This window comes from Microbacterium sp. KU4F (genome assembly GCF_056868075.1).
In genome coordinates this window covers 101,164-121,179 of the sequence record NZ_CP200324.1, presented here as the reverse complement: position 1 = coordinate 121,179, position 20,016 = coordinate 101,164, and the positions used below count along the sequence as shown (strand labels likewise).

23 protein-coding genes are annotated in these 20,016 nt (G+C 69.8%); 14 read left to right on the top strand and 9 right to left on the bottom strand.

The genetic code is table 11. The features are described from left to right. The first annotated feature begins 38 nt into the window (after positions 1 to 38). A complete protein-coding gene (locus AC1VNH_RS00605; protein WP_483109446.1) occupies positions 39 to 593 on the top strand; it encodes a hypothetical protein in 555 nt (184 codons plus the stop codon). On the opposite strand, the gene AC1VNH_RS00600 is transcribed toward AC1VNH_RS00605, so the two are convergent. After that, the gene (locus AC1VNH_RS00600) at positions 590 to 1,018 is read right to left on the bottom strand and encodes a MarR family winged helix-turn-helix transcriptional regulator (RefSeq protein ID WP_483109445.1); all 429 of its coding nucleotides are present in this window, start codon (positions 1,016 to 1,018) and stop codon (positions 590 to 592) included. The two genes, AC1VNH_RS00605 and AC1VNH_RS00600, sit on opposite strands and share 4 nt — an antisense overlap. Before the next feature lie 59 nt (positions 1,019 to 1,077). Continuing rightward, a complete protein-coding gene (locus tag AC1VNH_RS00595; RefSeq protein WP_483109444.1) occupies positions 1,078 to 1,749 on the bottom strand; it encodes a GTP cyclohydrolase II in 672 nt (223 codons plus the stop codon). A gap of 82 nt (positions 1,750 to 1,831) precedes the next feature. On the opposite strand from AC1VNH_RS00595, the gene nrdI reads away from it, so the two are divergent. Both nrdI and gnd read left to right on the top strand, forming a co-directional pair. Continuing rightward, positions 1,832 to 2,266, top strand: a complete 435-nt coding sequence (nrdI, locus tag AC1VNH_RS00590; RefSeq protein WP_483109443.1) for a class Ib ribonucleoside-diphosphate reductase assembly flavoprotein NrdI — start codon at positions 1,832 to 1,834, stop codon at positions 2,264 to 2,266. 104 nt (positions 2,267 to 2,370) lie between these two features. Continuing rightward, positions 2,371 to 3,432 carry a phosphogluconate dehydrogenase (NAD(+)-dependent, decarboxylating) gene (gnd, locus tag AC1VNH_RS00585; protein ID WP_243228129.1) on the top strand — a complete coding sequence of 354 codons (1,062 nt, stop codon included), beginning with the start codon at positions 2,371 to 2,373 and terminating at the stop codon, positions 3,430 to 3,432. 46 nt (positions 3,433 to 3,478) lie between these two features. On the opposite strand, the gene AC1VNH_RS00580 is transcribed toward gnd, so the two are convergent. Next, the gene (locus AC1VNH_RS00580; protein ID WP_483109442.1) at positions 3,479 to 3,877 is read right to left on the bottom strand and encodes an NUDIX hydrolase; all 399 of its coding nucleotides are present in this window, start codon (positions 3,875 to 3,877) and stop codon (positions 3,479 to 3,481) included. 47 nt (positions 3,878 to 3,924) lie between these two features. Between AC1VNH_RS00580 and AC1VNH_RS00575 the strand changes: the two genes are divergently transcribed. The 3 genes from AC1VNH_RS00575 to AC1VNH_RS00565 are packed head-to-tail and all read left to right on the top strand — an operon-like array spanning position 3,925 to position 6,490. Continuing rightward, positions 3,925 to 5,406 (top strand): SDR family oxidoreductase, encoded by a 1,482-nt coding sequence (locus AC1VNH_RS00575; protein ID WP_243228131.1) that lies wholly within the window; start codon positions 3,925 to 3,927, stop codon positions 5,404 to 5,406. Next, positions 5,400 to 5,624, top strand: coding sequence for a putative acetyltransferase (locus AC1VNH_RS00570; protein WP_483109441.1), 225 nt, complete (start codon positions 5,400 to 5,402; stop codon positions 5,622 to 5,624). The genes AC1VNH_RS00575 and AC1VNH_RS00570 overlap by 7 nt, the downstream gene beginning before the upstream one ends. Further along, entirely contained in the window at positions 5,621 to 6,490 is an 870-nt protein-coding gene (locus tag AC1VNH_RS00565) for an alpha/beta fold hydrolase (RefSeq protein ID WP_483109440.1), read from the top strand. The genes AC1VNH_RS00570 and AC1VNH_RS00565 overlap by 4 nt, the downstream gene beginning before the upstream one ends. Positions 6,491 to 6,505: 15 nt before the next feature. Here AC1VNH_RS00565 and AC1VNH_RS00560 read toward each other — a convergent pair whose 3' ends face one another. The 5 genes from AC1VNH_RS00560 to AC1VNH_RS00540 form a co-directional block, all read right to left on the bottom strand. After that, positions 6,506 to 7,156, bottom strand: coding sequence for an NAD(P)-dependent oxidoreductase (locus tag AC1VNH_RS00560; protein ID WP_483109439.1), 651 nt, complete (start codon positions 7,154 to 7,156; stop codon positions 6,506 to 6,508). A gap of 138 nt (positions 7,157 to 7,294) precedes the next feature. Continuing rightward, the gene (locus AC1VNH_RS00555; RefSeq protein ID WP_483109438.1) at positions 7,295 to 8,284 is read right to left on the bottom strand and encodes a phosphotransferase family protein; all 990 of its coding nucleotides are present in this window, start codon (positions 8,282 to 8,284) and stop codon (positions 7,295 to 7,297) included. An 80-nt stretch (positions 8,285 to 8,364) separates the two neighbouring features. Continuing rightward, positions 8,365 to 9,981: a sensor histidine kinase gene (locus tag AC1VNH_RS00550; protein WP_483109437.1), complete on the bottom strand. Its 1,617-nt coding sequence runs from the start codon at positions 9,979 to 9,981 to the stop codon at positions 8,365 to 8,367. 190 nt (positions 9,982 to 10,171) lie between these two features. Next, complete coding sequence (locus AC1VNH_RS00545; RefSeq protein ID WP_483109436.1) at positions 10,172 to 10,675, bottom strand: hypothetical protein; 504 nt, start codon at positions 10,673 to 10,675, stop codon at positions 10,172 to 10,174. Then, positions 10,672 to 11,328, bottom strand: coding sequence for a TetR/AcrR family transcriptional regulator (locus tag AC1VNH_RS00540; RefSeq protein ID WP_483109435.1), 657 nt, complete (start codon positions 11,326 to 11,328; stop codon positions 10,672 to 10,674). Before AC1VNH_RS00540 ends, AC1VNH_RS00545 begins: the two co-directional genes overlap by 4 nt. 138 nt (positions 11,329 to 11,466) lie before the next feature. Between AC1VNH_RS00540 and AC1VNH_RS00535 the strand changes: the two genes are divergently transcribed. The 5 genes from AC1VNH_RS00535 to AC1VNH_RS00515 all read left to right on the top strand — a co-directional run bounded on the left by AC1VNH_RS00535 (position 11,467) and on the right by AC1VNH_RS00515 (position 15,438). Further along, positions 11,467 to 12,312, top strand: coding sequence for an ATP-binding cassette domain-containing protein (locus AC1VNH_RS00535; RefSeq protein ID WP_483112666.1), 846 nt, complete (start codon positions 11,467 to 11,469; stop codon positions 12,310 to 12,312). A gap of 1 nt (position 12,313) precedes the next feature. Then, the gene (locus AC1VNH_RS00530) at positions 12,314 to 13,066 is read left to right on the top strand and encodes an ABC transporter permease (RefSeq protein WP_483109434.1); all 753 of its coding nucleotides are present in this window, start codon (positions 12,314 to 12,316) and stop codon (positions 13,064 to 13,066) included. A 73-nt stretch (positions 13,067 to 13,139) separates the two neighbouring features. Further along, positions 13,140 to 13,679, top strand: coding sequence for a hypothetical protein (locus tag AC1VNH_RS00525; protein ID WP_483109433.1), 540 nt, complete (start codon positions 13,140 to 13,142; stop codon positions 13,677 to 13,679). Continuing rightward, on the top strand, positions 13,676 to 14,785 hold the full coding sequence (locus AC1VNH_RS00520) for a sensor histidine kinase (RefSeq protein WP_483109432.1): 1,110 nt from the start codon (positions 13,676 to 13,678) through the stop codon (positions 14,783 to 14,785). The genes AC1VNH_RS00525 and AC1VNH_RS00520 overlap by 4 nt, the downstream gene beginning before the upstream one ends. Beyond that, positions 14,782 to 15,438: a response regulator transcription factor gene (locus AC1VNH_RS00515; protein ID WP_483109431.1), complete on the top strand. Its 657-nt coding sequence runs from the start codon at positions 14,782 to 14,784 to the stop codon at positions 15,436 to 15,438. Before AC1VNH_RS00520 ends, AC1VNH_RS00515 begins: the two co-directional genes overlap by 4 nt. Before the next feature lie 9 nt (positions 15,439 to 15,447). Here the strand turns inward: AC1VNH_RS00515 and AC1VNH_RS00510 are convergent, their stop codons facing one another. Beyond that, positions 15,448 to 16,116 (bottom strand): FadR/GntR family transcriptional regulator, encoded by a 669-nt coding sequence (locus AC1VNH_RS00510; RefSeq protein WP_483109430.1) that lies wholly within the window; start codon positions 16,114 to 16,116, stop codon positions 15,448 to 15,450. Positions 16,117 to 16,279: 163 nt separating this feature from the next. Between AC1VNH_RS00510 and AC1VNH_RS00505 the strand changes: the two genes are divergently transcribed. From AC1VNH_RS00505 to AC1VNH_RS00495, 3 genes are all read left to right on the top strand, one after another. After that, positions 16,280 to 18,055 (top strand): 2-isopropylmalate synthase, encoded by a 1,776-nt coding sequence (locus AC1VNH_RS00505; RefSeq protein ID WP_483109429.1) that lies wholly within the window; start codon positions 16,280 to 16,282, stop codon positions 18,053 to 18,055. Between the two features lie 77 nt (positions 18,056 to 18,132). Further along, on the top strand, positions 18,133 to 19,311 hold the full coding sequence (locus AC1VNH_RS00500) for a sensor histidine kinase (protein WP_483109428.1): 1,179 nt from the start codon (positions 18,133 to 18,135) through the stop codon (positions 19,309 to 19,311). Continuing rightward, positions 19,308 to 19,970, top strand: a complete 663-nt coding sequence (locus AC1VNH_RS00495) for a response regulator (RefSeq protein WP_483109427.1) — start codon at positions 19,308 to 19,310, stop codon at positions 19,968 to 19,970. The genes AC1VNH_RS00500 and AC1VNH_RS00495 overlap by 4 nt, the downstream gene beginning before the upstream one ends. The last annotated feature ends 46 nt before the right edge of the window (positions 19,971 to 20,016 follow it).

Sequence of the window (20,016 nt, the reverse complement as noted above, 5' to 3'; positions counted from 1 at the left end):
GGTGCGGCCATGAGCGTGTCGGCGGTGCGGAGCACACCGTGAGCACCCTCGCCGTCTGGTGGATACCCGTCGGCGCGGGCGGCTGGTTGGTGCGCCGCGCGAGCGGACTGTGGGAGCGGAGGGCGGCGGTCCGCGAGGGCCGCGCGGCGCGCACTCTCCTCCACGCCGCCATCGAGATCACCGATCGTCGGGGGCGGTCCGTCATCGAGATGGCACCGGCGTGGAGCGGGCCGCGAACCGCACGCGGGGTCGTCGCAACGGGCCCGGTCGGGCTACCCGTGCTGGGGATCAGCGTCTTCTTCCGATACGAGATCCGGTGCTGGCGCGACGGCAGCATTCCGGATCTCGCGTTCGCCCCGAGACCACCCCGCGTCCACGAGGCGAGCGAGGCCGTGACCGACGCGATCATCCAGGATGCGGCGCACGCACCCCGCTACGTCTGGGGTCGCGATGTCTTCGGGGTCGGCGACATGTGGAACTCGAACTCGCTCATCTCCTGGCTGCTGACGCGAGCCGAGATCGACGAGCAACCTCCCGCAGGCTCCTCCGCACCGGGCTGGCTGTGCGGAATCCAGGCCGCGCGGCGGGACTAGAGCGCCGCTTCGACTCCGGGGACGAGCTTCGCGGCGATGGCGGCGAGGCACGTGCGCTCGGAATCGTCGAGCCGGTCGAGGACGAGCGAGCGGATCTGCTCGACGTGAGCGGGGGCCGCCTGACGCAGGATGTCCCAGCCGGCGTCTGTCAGCCGGGCCGACTGGGTGCGGCCGTCACCGCCGCAGGTCGTGCGTTCGACCCAGCCGCGACGTTCGAGGGCGTCGATCGCGTGACTGAGCCGCGAACGGCTGAGACCGGCGATGCGGGCGAGGTCGGTCATGGTCGCCGGCTGAGCGGCGCGTCCGGCGAGGGTCACGAGAATCGCGTAGTGCGCGTGGTTGACGCCCCCCTCATCCCGCAGTCTGCGATCGAGGGCCTGCGGCAACAGCTGCACGAGGCGGATCAGCGGAAGCCACGTCGACATCTCGTCATCCGTCAGCGACCGCGTCGGCCGCGACGCTCGCGTGCGGGCCGCCGGGTCCATCACGCCGCGGGCAGATCGATGGCGTGGGCGGTGTGATCGCGCTTGGCCGCCAGGTAGCGCGCATTGGACGCGGACAGGTGCACCGCGGTGCGCACGCGTTCGGTCACCCCGATCCCCAGATCCTCGAGCTGCGCAGCCTTGTCGGGGTTGTTGCTGAGGAGCCGGATGCGCTCGGCGCCGACGGCGCGGAGCATCTGCGCTGCCGCGGTGTAGTCACGTTCGTCCTCACCCCGACCCAACGCCAGGTTCGCCTCGTACGTGTCCAACCCCGCATCCTGCAGGGCGTAGGCGTCGAGCTTCGCGTACAGGCCGATGCCACGCCCCTCCTGGCGGAGGTAGAGCAGGAAACCGCCGTCTGCGGCGATCCGCTCCACGGCCTCACGCAGCTGGGGGCCGCAGTCGCAGCGTTCGGAGCCGAACACATCTCCCGTCAGGCACTCGCTGTGCGGGCGCACGAGCGGTGCGTCGCCGCCGAGCGCGCTGCGCTCGAGCGCACCCCGCCAGTCGCCGAGGCCCAGCAGCAGGTGCTCCTTCCCGTCGACGAGGCCGTCGAACGTGAGCACGTCGGCACCGGTCGTGTAGCCATCCGAGAATCGGAGCGGCACCTGCACCTGAACCCGGATCTCCGCCGCGGGAACCGGCGCCAGGGAGATGTGTGAATTCTCAACCATGTTGTGCACAAGCCCGATACTCGACGGACTATTCCCGGCGCCGTGAGAAAGCCTCGTCCGCGTCGCGCGCGACACTGGGGGGATGACCCAGATCCCGGTCTACTACTACTCCTCCGTGTCCAACCTCACGCGCCGCTTCGCCGAGCACCTGGCCGCTCGCGACGGTCGCCCCGTGAGGGATCTCGCTGATCCCGAGGTGCGGCGCAGCGAGGCTCCGGGTCGCTGGGTTCTGCTGACGCCCTCCTACAAGGCGGGCAACGCCGACGAGGTGACCCTGCCCGCACCCGTCCGCGCCTTCCTGCGCTCGGCGGTCAACCGCCGGCGCCTCGTCGGCATCATCGGGTCGGGCAATCGCAACTTCGGTGCCTACTACCAGGCGGCCGCGCGTGAGCTCGCCGAGATCAGCGGGCGCCCCATCCTGTTCGAGTTCGAGCTCTCAGGAACCCCCGAAGACGTCGCACGGTGCGCCGAGATCCTGCGTCAGATGGACGAAGCACTCGATTCGTCGAACGACTGACGCGCGTTCGACGCGCGATCGGCGCCCGCCGCCGTCGGCATCCCTAGACTCTCGATAGGGCCGGCCGTCGCCGGCGCGCTCGCCGGAAGAGAACGAGGAACACCATGCAGCTCGCGATGATCGGTCTGGGTCGGATGGGCGCGAACATCGTGCGTCGACTCATGAAGGACGGCCACGACTGCGTCGTCTACGACGTCAACCAGGATGCGGTCGCCGGCCTCGAGTCCGAGGGCGCGACGGGTGCGGGCTCGCTCGCCGAACTCGCCTCCCAGCTGCAGACTCCGCGCACCGTGTGGCTCATGATCCCCGCCGGCCTCACGGGAGGCGTCGTCGACCAGCTCGCGGAGGTGCTCGAGCCCGGGGACATCATCATCGACGGCGGCAACTCGAACTACCGCGACGACGTCCGCCGCGCCGCGGCGCTCAAGGACACCGGCATCCACTACGTCGACGTGGGCACGAGCGGCGGTGTATTCGGCCTCGAACGCGGCTACTGCCTCATGGTCGGCGGACCCGATGAGGCGTTCACGCACATCGAGCCGATCCTGAAGACCATCGCACCCGGCGTCGGCGACGTCGAGCGCACCCCCGGACGCTCCGGCGACCTGGCCCCCGAGGAGCGGGGATATCTCCACTGCGGTCCCTCCGGCGCAGGCCACTTCGTGAAGATGGTGCACAACGGCATCGAGTACGGCATCATGGCCGCGCTCGCCGAAGGATTGAACATCCTCCACAACGCGGATGCGGGAACGCGCGAGGCCAGCCACTCCGCCGAGGTCGCTCCGCTGGAGGAACCGGAGTTCTACCAGTTCGACATCGACACCGCGAAGGTGTCCGAGCTCTGGCGTCGCGGATCGGTGATCTCGTCGTGGCTGCTGGATCTGACGGCGGCGGCTCTCCAGGCGAACCCGACCCTCGACGGCCTCGCCGGCCGGGTGTCCGACTCGGGCGAGGGCCGCTGGACGGTCAAGGCCGCCGTCGATACCGGAGTGCCCGCGCCGGTGCTCGCCGCATCCCTCTTCGAACGCTTCGCCTCCCGCGGCGAGGACCACTTCGCCAACCAGGTCCTCTCAGCGATGCGCCTGCAGTTCGGCGGCCACCAGGAGCTGCCCGCCGGTGACGTGCTCGAAGCCGGCGGACAGAAGGCCGACAGCTCGCAGGCGTGAGATCGCCCTCGTCGCTCGCCCGCTCGCGGCGGGCGAGCGACGAGGTTCAGCGCAGGAAGTACTCGCGCGCGAGAGGCGCGATCTCCAGCTGATCGATCTCGTTCGGCCCGACCCAGCGCAGTTCGGCGATCTCGGCCGACGCGACCGGCATCTGGTCTCGGATGTCGGCGGCGAACACGTCGGCGACGACCTCGAATCCCGGTTCGTTGGCGGCAGCCGCCGCAAACGTGCCCAGCGGGGCGAGGTCTGCCGCATTCAGGCGGAGTCCCAGCTCTTCCCGGATCTCGCGGACAAGTGTCATGGCCGCATCCTCGCCGGCCTCCGGCTTACCGCCGGGCTGCATGAACGCGGTCGTTCCGCTCTTGCGTACGAGCAGGAGCCTCCCGTCGGCGTCGCGGATGACCGCGGCGGACACGTGGATGCGGCGGGGTTCTGCGAGGGTCACCCTGGCACGCTAACAGCCCCGCACAGGCGCTCGACGTAGAATCTCGTGTGCCCGACGCGACCTCTGCCCACACCGATCCGCAGCCCAGCGGGATCGATCCCGACGATCTCGCCACCACTCTGCGTGTCCTGGAGGAGCTCGCGCAGGTGGACCAGACCCACCCGGACTATGTCACGGTCCGCCGTGCGACGGCGGCGATGTTCAAGGCCACCAAGAAGGTGCGGCGCCGCGAGATCCGCGATGCGATCGCCGCCGCCGACCGCGCGGTGGTGCACGCAACGGCGACGGGCGCACCCGATCGCATCGACGACGAGACGCGCGGCATCCCGATCAGCACCTCGACCACGACCCCGACCGCGGGAACCTTGCTCAAGGCACGAGGCTGCTACATCTGCAAAAAGCCGTACACGGTGGTCGATGCGTTCTATCACCAGCTCTGCCCCGAATGCGCCGCGATGAGCCACGCGAAACGCGACGCGCGCACCGACCTCACCGGCAAGCGGGCTCTGCTCACCGGCGGCCGCGCGAAGATCGGGATGTACATCGCGCTGCGGCTGCTGCGAGACGGCGCGCACACCACGATCACCACACGCTTCCCCCGCGACGCGGTGCGCCGCTTCAGCAGCCTTCCGGATGCGGCGGACTGGATCGACCGGCTGAAGATCGTGGGAATCGATCTGCGCGACCCCGCCCAGGTGATCGGGCTCGCGGACGACGTGGCGGCGGCAGGAACGCTGGACATCCTCATCAACAACGCGACACAGACCGTACGCCGCTCCCCCGGTGCCTATCAGCCGCTCGTCGACGCGGAGCTCGCGCCGCTGCCCGACGGTCCCCTTCCGGAACTGGTCACCTTCGGACACACGAACGACCAGCACCCGCAGGCTCTCGAACGCTCGGTGAGCGCGCATCCCATCCTCGCGGCTGCTGCGGCCCGCGCGGAGGAGCTGACGGAGCAGGCGATGGCTGCCGGGTCGAGCTCGCTCGAGCGCCTGGCGGCGGGCACGGCGATCGATGCGGGAGGACTCATCCCCGATCTCGACCACGTCAACTCCTGGACCCAGCGGGTGGAGGAGGTCGATCCCCTGGAGATGCTCGAGGTGCAGTTGGCGAACACGACCGCACCGTTCCTGCTCATCTCGAAGCTCCGGCCGTCGCTGGCGGCCAGCAGCGCGCGCCGCACCTACATCGTGAACGTGAGCGCCATGGAGGGTGTCTTCAACCGCGGGTACAAGGGTCCCGGCCATCCGCACACGAACATGGCCAAGGCCGCCGTCAACATGCTGACCCGCACGAGCGCACGGGAGATGTTCGAGAGCGACGGCATCCTCATGACGAGCGTCGACACCGGCTGGATCACCGACGAGCGGCCCCATCCCACCAAGGTGCGCCTCGCCGAGGAGGGATTCCACGCGCCGCTGGACCTCGTCGACGGAGCCGCACGCGTGTACGACCCGATCGTGCGCGGCGAAGCCGGCGAGGACCTCTTCGGCGTGTTCCTCAAGGACTACGCCCCCGGCGCATGGTGAGACTCCCTGAGCCCGGCGCGCGCGTCGTCGTGCGCTATCTGCTCCCGACCGGGCAGGCGACGGATGCGCTGGGCGAACTGCTCAGCGTCGACGAGGAGACGGTCGTGGTCGACGGCAAGCGGGGAGTGGAGCACATCCGGCGCGTGGACATCGTCGCCGCCAAGCCCGTCCCGCCGCCGCCGGCTCCCCGCATCCGCCGCCCCGCTCCCGACGCATGAGCAACGCGCATCCGCTCGGAGAACCGGATACGCTCCGCCTCCCCGATGGCCGGTCGCTCAGCCTCCGTCGCGCGGGCTCGGGCCCATCGACCGTGGTCTTCGAATCCGGGATGGGCTTCTCGAGCGCCGCGTGGGGCCGCGTGCTTCCCCCCGTCTCCCGCATGGCCAGGACGATCTGCTACGACCGAGCCGGCATCGGTGCAAGCGACGCGGATGCGGCTCCGCGCACGCTCGAGCGGCTCGCGGACGACCTCGAGGCCCTGCTGACGACCGTACCGACACCGCTCATCCTGGTCGGACACAGCTGGGGCGGGCCGATCGTGCGCACCCTCGCGGCGCGCCAGGGCCTGGACGTGCGAGCCCTCGTGCTCGTCGATCAGACCGACGAGCACATCGACTCCTACTTCGCCCCTGCGCTCGCCGAACGGATGGCGGCCCGACCGCCCCGCTTCTCCTCGCTCGGCGCACGCCTGGGCATCGCGCTGCTTCGACGGCGGGCATTGCGCGCGCAACCCGTGGAGGTCAGGACACTGCTGCGACGCGATCTCGCCGACCTGCAACGGACGATGGTGCCCGAACTGGCGCAGTTCCTGCCCTCACTGTCCGCCCTGCGGGAGGATGCGGCGCATGCCGACGCCCTCCGGGGCATTCGCACGAGCGTCATCACCGGTACACGGGCCGGCTTCGGCGAACGCACCCGGCGGCGGGAGATCAACCGGGCGCACGGCACGACGGCGCGACGCCTCGGCGCACGGCTCGTGTCGGCACGCCGGTCGGGGCACAACGTGCTCTTCGATCAACCGGGCCTCGTCGTCGCTGAGATCCGCCGCGTCCTGGAGGAGGCCGGTCTCGTCCACAGCGGATGAGACCGGCCCTCCGTCTCAGCCGATCGCCGTGAAACGCGCCCGGTGGTGGGCGGGGTCCTCGATCTCGTCGAGGATGGCCAGCGCGAGATCGGCGGCGGAGATGGTGGACGTGCCGTCGGCGTCACGCAGGAGCACGTCACCGCCGAGCGTGTAGCGCCCCGTCGACGCGGTGCCGAGCCAGGAACCGAACTCTTCCGGCGGGCTGACGTAGAACCAATCGAGTCCCTCGGGGCTCGAGGTGAGCAGCTCGAGAGCGTTGAGCCCGGTCTGCACCTCCGGCTTGACCTCGGCCGGCATGTGCTCGTGGGTCACGTCCCACAGGCGCGGACCGTTCTCCTCGACGAGCAGCGACGACGCGCCGCCGATGTAGCCGAGACGGGTGGAGGTGCCGGCGAGACGTTCGATGAGAGACGTCACGACGCCCTCGAGCTTGCCTGCCATGTCGCCGCGAGGAGACAGCGCCACCACGACGACGTCGCGGCCCGCCACGACGTTCTCCTGCACGCCTTCGTCGAGGATCGAGCCCTGGACGTCGTCGACGCCGTCCACGGGATCCGACGGCGACGTGCGACTCACCGACGTGACCGTGTGTCCGCGACGCTGCGCTTCTGCGACGACCGCCGCACCCGCGTAGCCGCTCCCACCGAGAACTGTGATTCTTGCCATCGATCTCTTCCGTTTCGTCGGGGCCGACCCTCGGCCGCACTGTTCGTGCGATGTCGCGACTTCGTCCGCGACATCCTCACCACCTGCCAAGCGCCGTGCTCATCCGTGGATTCCCGCGGCACTGGACGCATCAGCGATTCATAGGCTGCCCGCCGGTCGGTCGGCCTCGAGATGGCGCAGAGCGTCGTCGAGCAGACGAGCAACCGACGCCCGGTACTCCGGCAGCCATTCGCCCTCGAACCCGCGGATGTCGATCTCGGTCGCAAGGATAAGGCGGTAGTACAGCCGGTACAGAGCCAGGCGGACCGGCCCGGTGGATGAGGCGAGCTCGGCGGCAAGAACTCCCCCGGCCTCCGTGTTGCCCTCGATGATCTGCTCCTCCGCGCCGTCCTCGGCCATCTGATTCGCCCCGACCAGATCGAAGAGCGGATCACCCCACACGGTGCGTTCGGTGTCGATCACTCCCACGATCCGCAGATCGTCGTCGAGGAAGATGTTCGCCGGCCACAGGTCGTTGTGCACGACGACCGGTGACGTGACCGCGTCCAGGACGTGCCCGTGGCGATCCAGGGCGGCGCGCACCCTCGTCTCCGGCAGGGTCGTCCCCGACTCGGCCGCGTCGCGGAGGATCCCGTCGAACATCGCGGTGATCGCGGAGCGCCAGTCGTCGCGCCGCATGCCCGCCTCCGGCGCGGGGTATCCGAAGACCGGGGCGGGCACGCGGTGCAGCTCGGCCATGAGAGCCCCCAGACCGCGCCGCACGCGCGCGGTCTGAGACGCGTCGAGTTCGAGATCGTTCCACGCACGTCCGGGCAGATGACGCGTGACGACGACGTCGGCGTCCACGACCGAGCGCGTGAAGTCGGTCATGAGAACCTCGGGCACCGGTGCGCGCCCGGCGAGCATCCCGTACACGAGCGCCTCGGATGCGGCGATCCCGCGCTCGTAGCGGCACAGCCGCCGCGCATCCGTCGGGGTCGCCTTCACGATGACGCGGGCGCCATCGGCCAGTGTGACCGCACAGGTGGTCGCGAACATCCCGCCGGTCAGCGGTGCGCTGTGCGAGATCTCGCCGAGCGGTGCGAGAAGGGCGGTGAGCTGCGCGGGTGTCAGCGACGTCGGTGTCACGGGCGGCGGGCCTTTCGAAGAGCGGCCGCACCGTCGAGGCGCGGCCCTCTCACGCTATCGGTGCGGCGGGGGCGACGCCCTCAGTGCGCGGGGATGCGGATCGCGACTTCCGTGCCGCCCGCGGCGCTGCGCGTGAGCGAGGCGGATCCCGCGTGCGCGGTGGCGATGTTGTGCACGACCGAGAGCCCCAGGCCGAACCCCTGGACGGCGTTCCGGTGCGACGTGGGTGCGCGATAGAAGCGGTCGAACGCCCGATGCTGCTCGATCTCACTCATCCCCGGCCCCTCGTCGCTGACGCTGATCAGGATCTCGTCGCCCACCCGATCGCAGTGCACGCGCACCTGGGTCCCCTCGACGGCGAACTTGACGGCGTTCGTGAGCAGCTCGGACACGGCTTGGCGGATGCGTCCCGCATCCGCCATCGCGACGGTGTCGTCGGCGACGGCTGCCCGGATCGTCAGGTCGCGCATGCGTGCGATCGGGACAGCCTCATCCACGCATTCGTGGACGAGGCGGGCGATGTTCGTCGGCTTGACCTGAAGCTCCATGCGGATGTCGGCAGCGGTCAACAGCTCCGACACGCGCGTCATGATGCGATCGACGCTGCGCAGGATGATGTCGATCCGCTCCTGCGCGCCGGGATCCGTCGTGGCCACACGTTCGCTGAGGAGGTCGAGGTGGCCGATGAGCGGGGTCATGGGGGTACGCAGCTCGTGCGAGACGGTGTGCAGGAAGTCGTCCCTCATCTGCTCGGAGTGAAGAATCTCCGTGATGTCCTCCGCGACGACGAGGGTCCCGAGCGGCGAGCCGTCGGGACGGGCGACCTTCGACGACGAGCGGATGTAGGCACGCTGGTTTCCCGGCGGCCCCACCCAGGCCAGTGTCGGCGGGAGTTCCGTACCGTCGACCACCGCCTGCAGGAGCCTCTCCCCGCGACCCACGCGCGTCGTGCGATCAGCCGCGAACACCACGCCGGTCGCGACGGGTTCTGTGGGACTCTCCAGCTCATAGCCCTCGTGCCGGGCGACCTCGTGGGCACGCGGATTGGCGAGCAGCAGCCTGCCCTCCGGGTCATAGACCGCGATCGCCGTAGGGACCGCACCGATGACGGCATCGACGAGCATCTTGCCGTCGGTGACACGGGTCAGCGCCTGCTCTCTCGCACGGTGCGCGGCGGTCAGGCGAGCAGCATGGCGACGCAAGGCCTGGGCACCGAGGGCCGCGACGACGATGACCATGAGCAGCGCGATGAGTGTTCCGAGGTCGTAGAACACATCCGAGAGAGTCGTGGGCCACGCCCCCGTGATCACCCACGGGATGACGACGAAGAGCACCATCAGCAAGACCGACACGGCGGGCCAAGGACGCGGAAGCAACGCCAGACCCAGCACCGGCACGGCCACCACGAAGACCGTGAGGGATGTCTGCGGCAGGAGCTCCTGCCGCAGCGCCACGAACAGGACGACATTCGCGCTCAACGCGGAGGCGACCAGCCAGGTGCGCGTCATCCGGCGCGCCAATGCCGCCGAGAGCCATCCCGCCGCGAGCAGGAGCGCGATCACGAGCCAGAGCGCGACGGGCAGTGTTCGCCCGAACTGAACCTCGTACACGATGAGACCACAGACGAGGCCGGCGAGCACGAGTCCCTGCAGCCACAGCAGGGACTCGGCCACGAGATCGACGATGAAGTCCGTCATGGGATTGTGCGCTCCTCGGGTGGGCCGACGACGAGATGCCCTCTCGCGACGGGAGAGGCGGCCCTCCGGGATGCCCGAGATCTCAGGGACGCGTCAACGCTATCCGCCGGGACCGCTCTCACGACAGCGCGCGGGGAGCTCGCCACCGGTGACGCCCGGCAGGCCAGGGCGGGTGGCATCCGCACGGTGCTCAGCCGTGCGAGAGCAGCTCCAGTGCGATGACGACGATCGCGAGGACGGCCTCCCCCGCGAGGATCACAGTGCGCTGCAGCCGGGGAACGGCGAGGCGTCGCACGGCCAGCAGGCCGATCGCGACGAGGGTCGCGGTCGTGACGAGCATCGCGACCAGCAGACCCGTCGAGGCGTCGTAGAGCCCGAGCGCCGACAGGCCGATGCACACGAGGGGTGGCAGGGCGACGGCCGCCGCGCCCAGCGTGCCGGCCACCATGTGACGATGCTCGGCACGCGACGGCACCCGAGAGTGCACCACCATGTGACTGAGGAGGTCGGCGACATAGACCGCGCACACGGTCGCAGCGACGGTGATCGCGAGCGTTCCGAGCGCGAGCCCTGCATCCGGATGCGCATCGTGAGCCCGCAACGCGATGATCACGGCGAGGGCGGTGAAGGCGACGTAGATCCGTTCCTTGAGCGATGCGGCACGCCGGACGCGCGTCTGAGCGTCGTCGTTCATGTCCGGTCCGCGTTCGACGCGTAGGCGCGCAGGAAGGCGCTCGCACCCTCCGTCATGATCCGGTCCACGCGATCGAGGTCGGCCCGTCGCCGTCCGGGCTCGTTCAGCACTCGCAGGGTCGTCAGGGCGTGGAAGTGATCGGCGGCGAGCGCGGGGTCGGGGGCGTCGATGAGGCCCGCTCGCGACAGCAGATCGAGACGTTCGGCAAGCGCACGGTTGTGCGCGGTCTCGAGCGGGTGATCGTCGAGTTCCGGAAGCAGCGCCTCGTTCTCCGTGACGAGCCTCACGGCGGCGCCGTAGTCGGAGGCGGCGAGCTGGGAGCGGCCGAGGTCGAGGGCGAAGGAGATCAGCGCGCGCTCGGTGGCGGCGCGGTCGGCGTCGGCGAGCACCTCCGGAAGGTGCCGGTCGATCAGCCGGCGAAGGGTGACGAGCGCCGCCTCCCCCGCCTGCTCCACGACGCCCAGGAGGAGTCGTCGCTTGTCACCGTAGTAGTCGTACACGGTGCGCTTGGACACGCCGGCGCGCGCTGCCACGGCGTCCATGCTGGTGCGCTCGACCCCGTCGCGCACGAAGAGCTCGCGGGCGGCGGTCAGGATCGCGGAACGTTTGTGCGCCTGGCCCTCTCGAACGGGCTTGAGGCCGGCATCGGCCATCGGCATCCCCTTCCTGTGACTGCACCGACCACTCTACACCACACGGTGTAGTGTGCCTCTCATGGCCCTCAGCTTCCTCTCTCGCTCCAGGCACATGCCCTCGTCAAGCGCTACGGCGCGGTCACCGCCGTCGACGGTCTGTCGTTCGCGGTACGACCCGGTGTCGTGACCGGCTTCCTCGGCCCGAACGGCGCCGGCAAGTCCACCACCCTGCGCATGTTCCTCGGTCTCGACCGACCGTCATCCGGAGCGGCGACCATCGGCGGCCTCCGCGCGGCGGAGCTGCCCCACCCGGCGCGCGTGGTGGGAGCGATGCTCGACGCCCGATCCGTCCACCCGCGACGCTCCGCTGTCGAACACCTCTGGGCGACGGCCCGCGCCGCCGGCATCCGTCGCTCGCGGGTCGACGAGACGCTGGAGATGGTCGGGCTCGCCGATGCCGGCGGCCGTCCGGCCGGAGCGTTCTCGCTGGGCATGAAACAGCGACTGGGAATCGCGACCGCCCTGATCGGAGACCCCGGGATCGTCATCTTCGACGAACCGCTCAACGGCCTCGATCCCGAGGGCATCCGCTGGGCGCGCAAACTCATGCGCGAACTCGCCGCCGAGGGACGCACCGTGCTCTTCTCCAGCCACCTGATGGGCGAGATGGAGCTGACCGCAGACCATCTGATCGTCATCCATCGCGGAACGCTGCTCGCCGACGAACCGCTGCAATCGTTCATCGCCACCCGGACGACGTCCTGGGTCCGCGTCCGTACACCGGATCCCGCCGGCCTCGCCAGGATCCTCACGGACGCAGGGCTGACGACGACTCCGGATTCCGAGCACCCCGACGCGCTCCACGTGTCGAACGTGTCCACCGATCAGGTCGGCCACCTCGCCGCCGCAGGAGGTGTCGAGGTGTCGGAGCTCACGCTCGTCCGCGACTCCCTCGAGGACGCGTTCCTTCGCATGACCGTCCTCGACCGGAAGGCGGCCTGAGATGAACCTGTTCGCCTCGGAATGGATCAAGGCGCGGAGCGTGCGGAGCACGTGGCTCATCGCCGCATCCACCGTCGTCGTCACCGCGCTCGTCAGTCTGCTGGGCATCAGCGGCCTGACCGCGCAGTGGCAGGCCGAGCTGCCCGCCGACTTCGACGCCGTCGGCGTCAGCTTCAAGGGGATCCTCGTCGGGCAGTTGCTCATCGCCATGCTCGGCGCGCAAGCCGTCACGAGTGAGTACGCCTCGGGGCAGATCATCAGCAGCCTCACCATCGCGCCACGGCGCGCCCGACTCTTCGCCGCGAAGGCGCTCGTCAGCGTCTGCGTCGCCGCCGTCGTCGCGGTCGCCACCGTGGCGGCGAGCTTCGCCGTCGGCCAAGCGGCACTCGCTCTCGCCGGCCTGCCGACCGCGAGCGCAGCCGATGCTGACACCGTACGCGCCATCGTCTGCGCCATGGTCTACCTGATGCTGTCTGCCGTGCTGGGCCTGGCGTTCGGCACGCTCACCCGCAGTTCGTCGGGTGCGCTGGCCATCACCGTGTCCGTCGCCCTCCTGGTACCCGCCCTGGCGCCGGGCCTTCCGGGGGTCGTCGGGCGGTTCGCCGGGACCCTCTGGCCGACGACCGCTGGGCAGGCGTCCTACACGGTGGGCGGCTCGGGCGTGCCGCCGCTCCTCGGCCTGGCGGTGATGGCCGTGTTCACCGCCTGGATGACGGCGGCGGCCGTCACTGCGCTCCGCGTGCGCGACGTCTGAGCGCACACGATCTCCACCCGCCCTCCACCCGTGGGTGGTCGTCGGGCGCGCCCGGTGCGACGACGCTGGCGTCATGACTTTCTCCTCGCTTCTGAATGCCCTGCTCCTTCTCGTCCTCGTCGTCTGGTTGGGCTACCGCCAGTCGACGTGGCGTCCCATCCGCTCCGGCCGGATGTGGCGGATGCCCATCCTGCTCGGCATCGCCGGCGTCGCGGTCCTCGCTCAGACCGTCGATCGCATCACGGCCCTCGACGTCATCGCGTTGACGGTCGAGGCAGCGATCTCTCTCGGCGTCGGCGCGGCGATGGGGCGGATCGCCCGCATCCGGCCCATCGCGCAGCCGTCCGCGCGCACACAGGGCGCATCGCTCGAGTCTCGAACCGGATGGTGGGGCATGGCCCTCTGGTTGATCGTGATCGCCAGCCGGATCGGCATCGACGTCGCCGCGGCGGCGAACGGAGCGTTCATCGCCTCCTCCACCGGCGCGATCCTGCTCCTCCTCGCCGCCAACAGGGCGATGCGGGTGCTGGTGCTCGAGTCGCGGACGCGGCGGCTCGTCGAGGGCGGCTCCGACACTGCGGCACCGACCGCGCGGTCCATGATGGGGTCATGAACACCGGGCGCCTGACGGCGCGGACAGCACTGCACCTGGTCGGAGCGGCACTGGTCTCGTTCTGGCTGTTCGCCGGTGCGCATCCGGTCGATGCGTGGACGTGGATCGGGATGCTCGCGGTGCTCACCTGGCTGGGCGGCGCGCTGCTACGCGGCACCCACCGGGTATCCGTCGTTCTCGTCGCGATCGCACTCGCTGCCGCATCCGTCGCCGTCATCCCCACCGCGGGGATCACCTTCACCCCCGTCGTCGTCGCCCTGCTCCTGCTGTGGGCAGATGACACCCTCCCCGCCTGGGCTGCCGTCACGGGCTCGATCGCCGCCCCGGCGCTGATGGCGGTCGGCGCGATCGACCGCGACCCCGGCGTTCCCACTCTGCTGGCTTTCGGCGGCGGCATCGTCATCGCGTCCCTGGCCGGCGCGAGCCGGCGTCAGACGCGGCGTCTCCTGCGGCAGCAGGCGGCGCTGCGGCGGCAGGAGCAGGAGGCTGCCGAGCAGGCCGCCCGGGCAGCTCTCGCCCGCGATCTGCACGACGTGCTGGCGCACACCCTCGGCGGACTCGTCCTCCAGCTCGACGCCACCGAAGCGCTCCTCGAACGCGGCGACACGGATGCCGCCCTCGCTCGCTCCCGCAGCGCCCGGCGCCTGGCCGGTGAAGGACTGGACGAGGCGAGACGAGCGGTCGCCGCGTTGCGCGCTCCTGTCGATCACGAAGAGCAGGAACGGTCGGACGACGTCATCGACCGCGTCGAAGGGCTGCTTCGCACGCATCGCTCCCTCGGCGGATCCGCGACGTTCGTCACGGCAGGAGCGCGGTGGAAGACCTCCGCCGCTCAGGCGGCGGCTCTGATCCGGGCAGCGCAAGAGGCCCTCAGCAACGCCCGACGCCATGCGCCCGACCAACCCGTCGATGTCAGCATCCAGTGGAGCGACGATCGCGTGCTCCTCGCGGTCGCCAACGACGTGGTCGATGCGGGCCGCACCTCATCGGGCGGGTTCGGCGTGCGCGGCATGCGGGAGCGCGTCGCTGCGCTTCCCCGGGGCGGTCGGGTGGACGTCAGCGACGACGGATCGCGCTTCCAGGTGCGGATGGAGGTGCTCCGGTGAGCCCTCAGCCCATCAGGGTGCTCGTCGCCGACGACCAGGCGATCGTGCGCGACGGTCTCGTGACGATCCTCGGCCTCACCGACGACGTGTCGGTCGTCGGTGAGGCGGTCGACGGCGTCGAGGCGGTCACCCTCGCCCTGTCCGAACGCCCCGACGTCGTGCTCATGGACCTGCGGATGCCGGGGCTGAGCGGCGCCGACGCCACGGCGCGACTGACACGGGATGCACCGGAGATCGCCGTGCTCGTGTTGACGACGTACGCCGACGACGACTCGATCGCTGACGCACTGCGCGCCGGCGCCCGCGGATATCTCACGAAGGATGCGGGACGCGCGGAGCTCGAGGCGGCGATCCGCTCGGTCGCTCGCGGCCAGTCGGTCTTCGCGTCCGAGGTGGGAGCACGTCTGGTTCGAGCCGCCACCAGCGCGGCGTCACCGCCCGCCGGTCGTCTGACCGACCGCTTCCCCACACTGACGGCCCGAGAGAGCGATGTCCTCGCCCTCGTCGCCCGCGGCAGGAACAATCACGAGATCGCTGCGGAGCTGTTCGTCTCCGTCGCAACGGTGAAGTCCCACATCAACACGATCTTCGCCAAGCTCGGCGTCCGTGACCGCGCGGCAGCGGTCGCCCTGGTGCTCTCCGGTGGCAGCTGACCTCTGACGTCAGGACAGCGCCGCCTTCAACGCGTCGAGATGGGTGCGGCTCGCACCTGCCGCCGCATCCGGTTCCCGCTCCGCGATCGCTCGGACGACGGCGGCGTGCGCGTCGTGGTCATCCCGCTCCGAGGCCGTCGGCCGGATGCGGAGCATCTCGACCATGGTGCGTCGCACGCGCGGCACGAAGCCGTCGAACAACTCGACCAGCACCTCGTTGTGCGACGCCACGACGATCGCTCGATGGAGGGCCATGTCCGCATCCACGTGTTCCTCGACGCTCTGGCCGGGCAGAGTCCTGACCTCGAGTGCGCGTCGGATGGCACGCAGATCGGCGGGCGTTCGACGTCGGGCTGCCAGCGTGGCCGCCTCCACCTCGATCGCCGTGCGCGCCTCGATCACGGTCACGATGTCTGCGCGCCGGAGGACGTCGCCCCATTCGTCCGGCGCATCGAGGGCGATCACATAGACACCCGATCCATGCCGGGAATCGAGGATGCCTCCGCCGGCGAGCCGACGGATCGCCTCGCGCACGGTGGAGCGGCCGACACCCAGCTGAGCGGCGAGGGTCGTCTCACCGGGGAGCTTGGCGCCCAGGGGCCACTTCCCCGCACGCACGCGCGCAAGAAGCAGATCGGCCGCTTGGTCGGCCAGCGGCGTCCGCGACACCTGGGTCATCTCAACTCCTCAACTTGTCTGAGGACTATGGTAGCGTGCTCGACATGTCCAGCCTCGGATTCCTCCTTCTTCGCCGCCACGGCGGGGCGTAGCCAGACCGGCTCCCCGTCGTGGAGCCGAATCTGCGCCGGTCTGCATCATCCAGACCCGAGGACCTCCGATCATGACCACGACACCCACGCCCGCCTGGAACCGACAGCGCCCCTCCGGCATGCCCTCCCACCGCTACAGCGACGCCTACTCGCGGGTCGAGGTGCCCCTCACCGATGGGGGGCGCCGCTGGCCGAACCGCCGCATAACCACTGCCCCACTGTGGGTCCCCGTCGACCTGCGCGACGGCAATCAGGCCCTTGTCGAGCCGATGGACCCCGCGCGTAAGCGCCGATTCTTCGAGCTCATGGTGCGCATGGGCTACACCGAGATCGAAGTCGGCTACCCGTCCGCATCGCAGACGGATTACGACTTCGTGCGACTCATCGCCGACTCCGGTCTCGCCCCCGAGGACGTCACGGTCGTCGTCTTCACGCCGGCGCGACGCGATCTGATCGAGCGGACCGTGGAATCGATCCGCGGCATCCGCAATGAGGTCGTCATCCACATGTACACGGCGACGGCGCCGGTCTGGCGCACGACCGTGCTCGAGAAGGACCGCGACGAGCTGCGCGAGCTGATCCTCGCCGGCGGTAGGGACGTGTGGGAGCTCGCGGGCCATCTGCCGAACGTGCGATTCGAGTTCTCCCCGGAGGTGTTCAACCTGACGGAGCCCGACTACGTCATCGAGGTGTGCGACGCGATCACCGAGCTGTGGCAGGCGAGCCCGGAGCGCCCCGTCATCCTCAACCTCCCCGCAACCGTCGAGATCGCCACCCCCAACGTGTACGCGGACCAGATCGAGTACATGCACACGCATCTCGCCCGCCGCGACGGAGTGATCCTCTCGGTGCACCCGCACAACGATCGCGGCACCGGCGTCGCCTGCGCCGAGCTGGCCGTCCTGGCGGGCGCCCAGCGCGTCGAAGGGTGCATCTTCGGCAACGGTGAGCGCACCGGCAACGTAGACATCGCAACCCTCGCCCTGAACCTCCACGCGCAGGGCATCGACCCCATGATCGACTTCTCCGACATCGACGAGATCCGCCGCACGGTCGAATACTGCAACCGCATCGACGTGCACCCGCGCCATCCGTATGTCGGCGACCTCGTGCACACCGCCTTCAGCGGCACCCACCAGGATGCGATCAAGAAGGGCTTCGCAGAGCACCGGGCCCGCGCCGATGCCGAGGGGTGCGACCCGCGGGAGATCGCCTGGCGGGTCCCCTACCTGCCCATCGACCCCGCGGACATCGGACGCAGCTACGACGCGGTCATTCGCGTCAACTCGCAGTCCGGCAAGGGCGGCATCGCCTACCTGCTGGAGACCGAGTACGGCGTCGTCCTCCCCCGTCGCCTTCAGATCGACTTCTCGCGTCACGTGCAGCAGCACACCGATGCCACGGGCGAGGAGGTGACGGCGGAGGCCCTCTGGGCGCTGTTCAGCGATGTCTATCTGCACGACCCGCAGCACTCGAGCATCGAGCTCGAGGCGGTACACATGGACGAGGGGAACGCCACCACCGAGGTCATCGTGCGCGTCGACGACCAGGTGCAGCGTTCCACGCACGCGGGCCTCAGGCCGGTCGAGGCGGCCGTGCGCGCGCTGGCCGGCTGCGGGATCGACCTCGCGATCCTCTCTCTCCACCAGAGCTCGCTCACCACGGGCGCGGATGCCGAAGCGGTCACGCTCATCGAGTACCGAGACGCGGACGGTCCGGCGTGGGTCGCGGGCCGCGACCGCTCCACGCTCGCGGCCACCCTGCAGGCGGTGGCCCGCGCCGCGGACCGGGTGCGTGCCCGTGCCGCGACAACACCCCGCGCGCGGCTCGGCACGGCGACCGGGTGACCGTCCTCTCGACTCACCAGAGGGCATTACCACGGAGGGGGGATGTTCACGCAGATCTCGCGCGACAGACTGTATCCATGGAGCACGTCGTTGAGCCGCCCCTACCGCGCCTGATACCGCCGCCGCCGGCGTGGGCGCGCGATCTCGTCGCGACTGTCCTGATCGCGGCGCTCGCACTCGCTCCGTTTCCGGGTGGAGAGTTCCGCGCATCGACGCCATTGACATGGGTACTCGTCTTCCTCCCTGCGGTGCTGTTGCCCGCACGGCGCCGATGGCCGCTCCCTGCGCTCGCTGCCAGCACACTGATCTACTGCACCCTGCTCTTGTTGGGCGTGGTCTCCACGGGTGCGGCGCTGGGAGTCGGGATCACGATGTTCGGCGCCGCTCACCGGACCTCACGCCGCACGACGTTGATCGCGATGATCGCAGCGGAGGTCGCTGTCATCGGTACGAGCGTCATCGCGACTCTCGGCTCGACTTTCGATCCTCGCACCGTGCAAGTCGCGCTTGTCATCGCCTTCGCCGGAGCAGTGGGAGACGCGACGAAGTTCCGCCGCGAGTATCTGCAGGCGATGACCGAACGAGCGATCCGTGCGGAGGAGACGAGGGAGGTGGAGGCGCGCCGACGGGTGAGCGAGGAACGCCTGCGGATCGCGCGCGACCTCCACGATGCCGTCGCCCACCAGATCTCGGTGATCAGCCTCAACGCCGGGGTTGCCTCGGCGAGCCTCGAGACGCGACCGGACAAGACGCGTGAGGCGCTGGCGACGATCCGGACGGCGTCTCGAACGGTGCTGAGCGAGATCGGCGGGCTGCTCGCCATGCTCCGCGCGGACGACGGGGATCAACAGGCACTCGCCCCGCAGCCCGATCTCTCGGACCTTGATCGCCTGGTCGCATCGTTCGTCGAGAACGGCCTCGAGGTCGGGGTGCGTCGCGACGGTGTCTCTGCCGCTGTCCCCTCAGCGGTCTCCCGCGTCGCCTATCGTGTGGTGCAGGAAGGTCTCACAAACGCGTTGAAACACGGATCACAGCGTCGCGCGCACGTCCTCATCGAGGGCGGCGCCGAAGAGCTCCGCGTGATCGTGACGAATCCCGCGATCTCTCCCGATGACACGGATCAGCGCGCAGGGTTCGGTCTGATCGGCCTCCACGAGCGCGTCGCCTCCGCGCGCGGCACCCTCACCTCCGGGTGGACAACGGGTGGTTTCCGCCTCGCCGCCGCACTCCCCCTGCCCGACGGATCCGCGTCGTGACGACCGTCCTCGTCGTGGACGATCAGGCCCTGATTCGCGCCGCGGTTCGGGATCTCCTGGATGCGGATCCCGGAATCGACGTGGTCGGAGAGGCGGCAGACGGATACGAAGCAGTCGCACTGGCAGGCGCGCGACGCCCGGATGTCGTGCTCATGGACATCCGGATGCCCGGGATGGATGGGATCGCGGCCACAGCGGCGATCTGTGCGGAGTCGTCGATGACGATCACGCGCGTGCTCATTCTCACCACCTTCGAAGAGGACGAGTACCTCGTCAGCGCACTACGCGCGGGAGCGAGCGGATTCATCGGCAAGGGAGCCGAGCCGGAGGAGATCGTCCGCGCAGTCAAAGCCGTCCATGCCGGAGAGTCCCTCCTCTCGCCGGCGGCGACGCGGAGCCTCATTACGCGCTACGTTCTGCCTCGAGAGCCGAACGCGGTCATCTCCGGCGACCTCGCGAACCTGACAAGCCGCGAGCTCGAGGTTCTCGTGCTCATCGCGCGCGGACGATCCAACGACGAGATCGCGGCGGATCTGTTCATCTCCCCGCACACCGCGAAGACTCATGCGAAGCGCATCATGACCAAGTTGCACGCGCACGATCGCGCGCAGCTGGTCATCTGGGCGTACGAGAGCGGGCTGCTCGTTCCCGGCAACTGAGTCGCGTACCCCCTGAGGGGTAGAGCAGGTGTCCTCGTGCGGGGGA

Excerpts from the sequence above, each read along its gene's own strand:
- AC1VNH_RS00600 (WP_483109445.1), bottom strand. The coding sequence starts at position 1,018 with ATGTCGACGTGGCTTCCGCTGATCCGCCTCGTGCAGCTGTTGCCGCAG.
- AC1VNH_RS00595 (WP_483109444.1), bottom strand. The coding sequence starts at position 1,749 with ATGGTTGAGAATTCACACATCTCCCTGGCGCCGGTTCCCGCGGCGGAG.
- nrdI (WP_483109443.1), top strand. The coding sequence starts at position 1,832 with ATGACCCAGATCCCGGTCTACTACTACTCCTCCGTGTCCAACCTCACG.
- gnd (WP_243228129.1), top strand. The coding sequence starts at position 2,371 with ATGCAGCTCGCGATGATCGGTCTGGGTCGGATGGGCGCGAACATCGTG.
- AC1VNH_RS00570 (WP_483109441.1), top strand. The coding sequence starts at position 5,400 with ATGGTGAGACTCCCTGAGCCCGGCGCGCGCGTCGTCGTGCGCTATCTG.
- AC1VNH_RS00565 (WP_483109440.1), top strand. The coding sequence starts at position 5,621 with ATGAGCAACGCGCATCCGCTCGGAGAACCGGATACGCTCCGCCTCCCC.
- AC1VNH_RS00560 (WP_483109439.1), bottom strand. The coding sequence starts at position 7,156 with ATGGCAAGAATCACAGTTCTCGGTGGGAGCGGCTACGCGGGTGCGGCG.
- AC1VNH_RS00550 (WP_483109437.1), bottom strand. The coding sequence starts at position 9,981 with ATGACGGACTTCATCGTCGATCTCGTGGCCGAGTCCCTGCTGTGGCTG.
- AC1VNH_RS00545 (WP_483109436.1), bottom strand. The coding sequence starts at position 10,675 with ATGAACGACGACGCTCAGACGCGCGTCCGGCGTGCCGCATCGCTCAAG.
- AC1VNH_RS00540 (WP_483109435.1), bottom strand. The coding sequence starts at position 11,328 with ATGGCCGATGCCGGCCTCAAGCCCGTTCGAGAGGGCCAGGCGCACAAA.
- AC1VNH_RS00530 (WP_483109434.1), top strand. The coding sequence starts at position 12,314 with ATGAACCTGTTCGCCTCGGAATGGATCAAGGCGCGGAGCGTGCGGAGC.
- AC1VNH_RS00525 (WP_483109433.1), top strand. The coding sequence starts at position 13,140 with ATGACTTTCTCCTCGCTTCTGAATGCCCTGCTCCTTCTCGTCCTCGTC.
- AC1VNH_RS00520 (WP_483109432.1), top strand. The coding sequence starts at position 13,676 with ATGAACACCGGGCGCCTGACGGCGCGGACAGCACTGCACCTGGTCGGA.
- AC1VNH_RS00510 (WP_483109430.1), bottom strand. The coding sequence starts at position 16,116 with ATGACCCAGGTGTCGCGGACGCCGCTGGCCGACCAAGCGGCCGATCTG.
- AC1VNH_RS00505 (WP_483109429.1), top strand. The coding sequence starts at position 16,280 with ATGACCACGACACCCACGCCCGCCTGGAACCGACAGCGCCCCTCCGGC.
- AC1VNH_RS00500 (WP_483109428.1), top strand. The coding sequence starts at position 18,133 with ATGGAGCACGTCGTTGAGCCGCCCCTACCGCGCCTGATACCGCCGCCG.